At 66.4% G+C, this 5,820-nt stretch carries 8 protein-coding genes; 7 read left to right on the forward strand and 1 reads right to left on the reverse strand.

Going from position 1 to position 5,820, the window contains the following annotated elements; translation table 11 throughout:
• Nucleotides 1-459: helix-turn-helix domain-containing protein (locus WBV89_RS15090; RefSeq protein WP_423982176.1), on the reverse strand; the 459-nt coding region annotated here is incomplete at its 3' end.
• A gap of 61 nt (nucleotides 460-520) precedes the next feature.
• Between WBV89_RS15090 and WBV89_RS15095 the strand changes: the two genes are divergently transcribed.
• The 7 genes from WBV89_RS15095 to WBV89_RS15125 all read left to right on the forward strand — a co-directional run.
• On the forward strand, nucleotides 521-685 hold the full coding sequence (locus tag WBV89_RS15095) for a hypothetical protein (protein WP_423982177.1): 165 nt from the start codon (nucleotides 521-523) through the stop codon (nucleotides 683-685).
• Nucleotides 682-951, forward strand: a complete 270-nt coding sequence (locus WBV89_RS15100) for a hypothetical protein (RefSeq protein WP_423982178.1) — start codon at nucleotides 682-684, stop codon at nucleotides 949-951. The genes WBV89_RS15095 and WBV89_RS15100 overlap by 4 nt, the downstream gene beginning before the upstream one ends.
• Nucleotides 948-1,802 (forward strand): YwiC-like family protein, encoded by an 855-nt coding sequence (locus WBV89_RS15105; protein WP_423982179.1) that lies wholly within the window; start codon nucleotides 948-950, stop codon nucleotides 1,800-1,802. Before WBV89_RS15100 ends, WBV89_RS15105 begins: the two co-directional genes overlap by 4 nt.
• A gap of 11 nt (nucleotides 1,803-1,813) precedes the next feature.
• Nucleotides 1,814-2,284 (forward strand): group III truncated hemoglobin, encoded by a 471-nt coding sequence (locus WBV89_RS15110; RefSeq protein WP_423982180.1) that lies wholly within the window; start codon nucleotides 1,814-1,816, stop codon nucleotides 2,282-2,284.
• 23 nt (nucleotides 2,285-2,307) lie between these two features.
• A complete protein-coding gene (locus WBV89_RS15115; RefSeq protein ID WP_423982181.1) occupies nucleotides 2,308-3,390 on the forward strand; it encodes an MFS transporter in 1,083 nt (360 codons plus the stop codon).
• Nucleotides 3,390-5,633 carry a molybdopterin oxidoreductase family protein gene (locus WBV89_RS15120; protein WP_423982182.1) on the forward strand — a complete coding sequence of 748 codons (2,244 nt, stop codon included), beginning with the start codon at nucleotides 3,390-3,392 and terminating at the stop codon, nucleotides 5,631-5,633. Before WBV89_RS15115 ends, WBV89_RS15120 begins: the two co-directional genes overlap by 1 nt.
• On the forward strand, nucleotides 5,630-5,820 hold a 191-nt coding region (locus WBV89_RS15125), incomplete at its 3' end, for a 4Fe-4S binding protein (RefSeq protein ID WP_423982183.1). The genes WBV89_RS15120 and WBV89_RS15125, both read left to right, overlap by 4 nt.

Raw genomic sequence — 5,820 nt, forward strand, 5'->3', positions numbered from 1 at the left:
GTGCTCGATCCGTGGCTCGAACCCCGCCCGCGCCATTTCGCTCGCCATCGCGGCAAGCGGGTCGGACGCCACCCCCATCGCCGTGGCTCCATCGAATCCACGTGCACCGGCGCGCCGCCCGACCTCGACGGGCGTGTCACCGGTGCGGATCACCTCGCTGAGCAGGAGCGACAGCCGCTCGTAGGGACCGGTCACGTCCCACCGGCTGTCGGCGGACGGGTGCACCGAGTACAGCAGTCGTGGTCGCCCGCGTCCCGAGCTCGGCGCCGTGGACTCCTCGAGGAGCCCGGCATCGACGAGCTTCGACAGGTGCTGTCGGATCGCGTTGTGATTGAAGCCCTTGAGCTCGGTGAGTTCGGCGACGCCCACCTGCCCACCGGAGTCGGCGACGTGACGAAAGAGCTCGTAGCGCGTCGGATCGCCGAGCGCCCGTGCCTGGATCTGCAGCTCAGCGGTCATCTGGCGATTTATTCTAGCAGCAAGTAGTATTAGCGGCGATGGAACGCCACCGTGGTTCGTTGTGAACGATCAGTCCCCCGACCGAGTCGAACGGAACAACGAGGACGGAGCGCGGCGACGGAGCACCTCCGGGCCGACGCATCCGGTCCTCCCCGCCACCTTGCTCATGATCGGCGTGGTGTTGCTGATCGTGCTCGCCTCGGCGATCAGCGTGGTGAACCGATGACCACCCAGAGCCATTTCGAGATCGATGTGAACTGTCCGACGTGCTTCAACGCGGTACTCCAGACGTTGTTGGACACCGACGGCGTCGATGAGGTCCAGGGCCACGCCGCCCACGGTTGCGTATCCGTGACCCACCACATCGACGAATCACAGCTGCAATCGGTCCTGACGACGGTCGGACACACGATCGACGTGGCGGGCAATGGCGAACTCGTCATGGGCCAGGCGCACGCCCGCCCCCGTCACCGATGCGACTGTCCGCGATGAGCGACGTGCGTTCGAACCACCATCGGACCGCGTCGACCTCGACGGGCCACGGGTCGGATCCGACCGGGCGCCGACGCAGCACCTGGCGCGCCGTGGCGATCCCGAGTGAACACGGCGGCTGGGGGCTGACGGCCGAACCGATCCTGCTCGGCCTGATCATCGGCTTCTCGTGGCCCGGCGTCGCCGTGGGCACCGCCGCCCTGCTCGCGTTCCTGGTGCGCACGCCACTCAAGCTGTACCTCGTCGATCGGCGCCGAGGGCGCACGCTCGAGCGAACTCGACTCGCAGCGCGCGTCGCCGGCATCGAACTCGGGCTGATCGTCGCGCTCACGCTGGCCGCGATCAGTTCGTCCGGATCGGCGTGGCTCATCCCGATCGCCGCAGCAACGCCGTTCGTCGCGACCGAGCTGTGGTTCGACGTGCGCAGCCGCGGCCGGCGTCTCGTGCCCGAAGTCAGCGGATCGATCGGCATCGCGTCGGTCGCAGCGGCGATCGTGGTCGCAGGAGGGGGATCCGTAGCAGTCGCGGTCGGTGCCTGGTTGATCCTCGGTGCACGTGCGACCACCTCGATCCCGTTCGTCCGCACACAGATCATGCGGCTGCGCCACGGCACCGCTCCGTTGGTGCTCACCGACGTACTCCAGGCCGTCGGCGTGGTCGTCGCCGGAGTCGCGGTGGCGGTCGAGCCGACCATGATCGTCGGCGCTGCCGCGGTCGCCGCCGTCGCGATCGTCCAGTTCTGTTGGCTCCGACGCGAGTTCGTTCCTCCGGCCAAGGTGCTCGGCACGGTGCAGATGGTTCTCGGCTTGATCGTGGTCGCCGCGACTGCGATCGGGGTGGGGGCCCTGTGATCGTCCATCCCTTGAGCGACGAAGATCTGGCCAACCGTGGCGAGTTGGCGACCCGCGACGACATCGAGCTGCTCGTGCGTTCGTTCTACCGCTACGCGGCGATGGACGAGTTGCTCGGGCCGGTGTTCAGCGCCGCCCAGGTCAAATGGCCGGACCACATCGACAAGCTGACCGATTTCTGGTCGTGGCAGCTCCTCGGACAACGGGGCTACGAGGGCAATCCGCTCCGCGCTCACGAACCGGTCCATGCGCGCACGCCCTTCTCCGATGCCCACTACGAACGCTGGCTCGACCTGTTCATCAGCACGCTCGACGAGTACTTCGTCGGTGAGACCGCCGAACTCGCGAAGGTACGCGCGACGAAGATGGCGGCGGCCCTGCGGCGGCTCATGACCGGCGAGCACGGGCCGGCGTCGAGCGCGATCCAACCCCTGTGGGCGACGACCATGAGCGGCAGAACGGGCGACGACACACCGACCTGACGGGACCATCTATGGTGATCGCGATGGCCGGCGAACAGCAACTTCCATCGGTCGGAAACCGTGGACTCGATCGGCGAGGGGTCGCGTGGGGGCTCGTCGGCATCGCCGTCACGGTCGGGATCACGTTCGTCGGGAGCGACGGGCTCGTCTGGTTCGACGCCGCGCTCGTCGGCTACCTGTTCGGCATCATCTTCATGGTCTTCGGGGTGATCTACCGCTACGCCGTGTGGGTCCGGCGACCTCCGACGGCGATGCTCAACCGGCGGGGCTGGGATGCGTTCAAGCAGGGCAAGGCCAAGAACGCCGTCGCCCTCCCGTCGCTCGTGGGCACCCACTTGATCGCCCAGGGCTTCATCCGCCGTCGGTCGCGCGCGCGCTGGTTGGCCCACCAGTTCGTCTTCTGGGGGTGCATCCTCGCGTTCCTCGTCACGTTCCCGTTGACGATGGGGTTGTTGCACTTCGAGAGCGTCGGGCAGCAGGCCGACGAGTACCAGGTGTACATCTCGCGCGTCGGCACGATCAGCATGGACGCCGAGAGCATTCTCGCCTGGACCATCTTCCACGCCCTCGACATCGCCGCCGTGCTCGTGCTCGCCGGTGTGTTCATCTTCCTCCGCCGTCGTCTGCGCGACCCCGGCGCTCTCACCGTCGAGCGCAGCGGCGACTTCCTCGCCCTCGCCGGGCTCTTCGCGGTGTCGGTGACCGGGCTGTTCCTCACCGTGTCGAGCCTGTTCCTCGAAGGTCGCTTCTACTACTTCCTCAACACCGTGCACGCCCTCACCGTGATCCTCGGGCTGATGTACATCCCGTTCGGCAAGCTGTTCCACATCTTCCAGCGGCCCGGCAACCTCGGCGTGGCCTACTACAAGCGGGCGAACGAAGTGGGCGAACAGGCGGCGTGTCGCCGCTGCGGCGACGAGTTCGCCAGCGCCCAACAGATCGCCGACCTGCGCGAGGTCCTCCCCCAGGTCGGTTTCGACTATTCCGTCGGTACGGCGCTCGACGGCACGTCGGGCGACGAGGACAACTACCAGAACACCTGCCCCCGATGTCGCCGGGCCCAGGTGACACTCGCGCAATCCACACGGGTCAAGGGGTTTGGCTGATGTCGAAGATTCCGGTCACCGATGCCGATCTCATCGATCGTTTCGGTCCACACCTCAACGAGACCCCGCCCGGAGGCTGGGACGCCGGCCTCGAGGTCGACAAGGTCGTCGAGACCCACTGCTGCTTCTGCGGACAGCAGTGTGGGATCAAACTCAAGGTGCACGACAACGAGGTCGTCGGCTTCGAGCCCTGGTACGAGTTCCCCTTCAACGAGGGCAAACTCTGCCCGAAGGGCGTCAAGCGCTACCTCCAGGGCAGCCATCCCGACCGCCTGGTGCATCCGATGGAGCGCGACGAATCGGCGTCGGGCGGTTTCCGTCAGATCACCTGGGAGCAGGCGTACGACCGTGTGGTTTCGGAGATCCGGCGGATCCAGGAGACCTACGGCAACGACTCGTTCGCGATGCTCTCGGGCGTCTCGTTGACGAACGAGAAGAGCTACATGATCGGCAAGTTCGCCCGCCTTGCCCTCAAGACGGCGAACCTCGACTACAACGGCCGCTTCTGCATGGTGTCGGCCGGTGGTGCGAACAAGCAGGCGTTCGGCGTCGACCGTGCCTCGAATCCGTGGAGCGACATTCCGCTCGCCGACGTCGTCTGGATCGCGGGTTCGAACGTCGCCGAGACGTTTCCGATCACGACCAGCTACATCTGGAAGGCCCGCGATCGCGGCGCCAAGTTGATCGTCCAGGATCCCCGCGTCGTTCCACTCGCGCGCACGAGCGATCTGTTCCTCGGCGTCCGACCCGGCACCGACTCCGCGTTGTTCGGCGCGGTGCTCAACACGCTGATCCGCAACGACTGGCTCGATCACGAATTCATCGCCAACCACACGGTCGACTTCGACAAGGCGGTCGAGGCCGCGCACGAGATGACGCCACAGTGGGCATCCGGTGTCACGGGCGTGCCCGCCGCCCGGATCGAGGAAGCCGCCGAGATCTGGGGAACGTCGGCGACTGGCATGCTGCTGCACGCCCGCGGCATCGAGCAGCACACGAAGGGTGTCGACAACTGTCTCGGTGCGATCAACCTGGGCCTGGCGACCGGCAAATTCGGCAAGCCCGGATGCGGCGTCTCGACGATCACCGGCCAGGGCAACGGTCAGGGCGGACGCGAACACGGCCACAAGTGCGACCAACTCCCCGGCAACCGCGACATCCGCAACCCTGAGCACCGCGCGCACACCGCGGCGGTGTGGGGCTGTGACGAGTCCGAGATCCCCGGACCGGGAATCCCGGCCGAGGCGATCATCGAGGCGATCCACGCGGGCGAGATCAAGGGTCTCCTGTCGATCTGCTTCAACCCGCTCGTGTCGGCACCCGACGCGAACTTCACGCGCGAGGCGCTCGACAAGCTCGAGTTCTTCTCGGTGATCGACTTCTTCCTGTCCGAGACCGGCCAGCACGCGGACATCGTCCTGCCCGGTTCACTCCAGGAGGAGGACGAGGGCACGACCACCAGCGGTGAGGGCCGGATCATCAAGATCAACGCGGCGGTCACCCCACCCGGTGAGGCCAAACGCGACTGGGAGATCCTCTGCGCGATCGCCGACCGACTCGGCGCGAAGAAGTACTTCGATTACGACAACACCGAACAGATCTTCGACGAACTGTGCCGTGCGTCGTCAGGCGGCAAAGCCGACTACACGGGTGCCACCTGGCAACGGATCGAGGACGAGATGGGCCTGTTCTGGCCGGTTCCCGAGGTGGGACACCCGGGCACGCCACGCCTGTTCGAGGGCGGACGATTCCACCATCCCGATGGCAAGGCCCGCTTCCACGGTGTGCCGTTCAAGGAGTCCGCCGAAGTCGTCGATGACGAGTACCCGACCTGGCTGACCACCGGCCGCGTCGTCAGCCAATACCTCTCGGGGACCCAGACCCGGCGCATCGCGAGCCTCGTCGAGCAGTATCCCGAGCCGCTGTGCGAGATGCATCCACGACTGGCCGAGACCCTGGGCGTTGCCGACGGCGACATCGTGAAGGTGTCGTCCCGTCGCGGTGAGGTCATCCTGCCGGCCAACGTCGTCACCACGATCCGACCCGACACCGTGTTCATCCCCTATCACTGGCCCGGTGGCAAGTCGGCGAACCTGCTGACCATCCGTGCGGTCGATCCCGGCGCACAGATGCCGGAGTTCAAGGTCGCCGCCGTCAAGATCGAACGGGTCGGGGGCCACAGCGACTCCACCGATGCCCGCGATCTCCACGTCGGCACCGGGCAGGAAGCGAGCCATTCATGAAGTACGGCATCGACGATTCCCCGATCTTCGTGATCGACCAGAGCCGCTGCATCGGCTGCGAGGCCTGCGTGCAGGCGTGCATGGAATGCGGGACCCATCGAGGACAGTCACTGATCCATCTCGAGAAACTCGATCGGGCGACGTCCACCCAGACCGCACCGATGGTGTGCATGCACTGCGAGGACCC

Source organism: Ilumatobacter sp. (assembly GCF_049588435.1).
Lineage (GTDB): Bacteria > Actinomycetota > Acidimicrobiia > Acidimicrobiales > Ilumatobacteraceae > Ilumatobacter_A.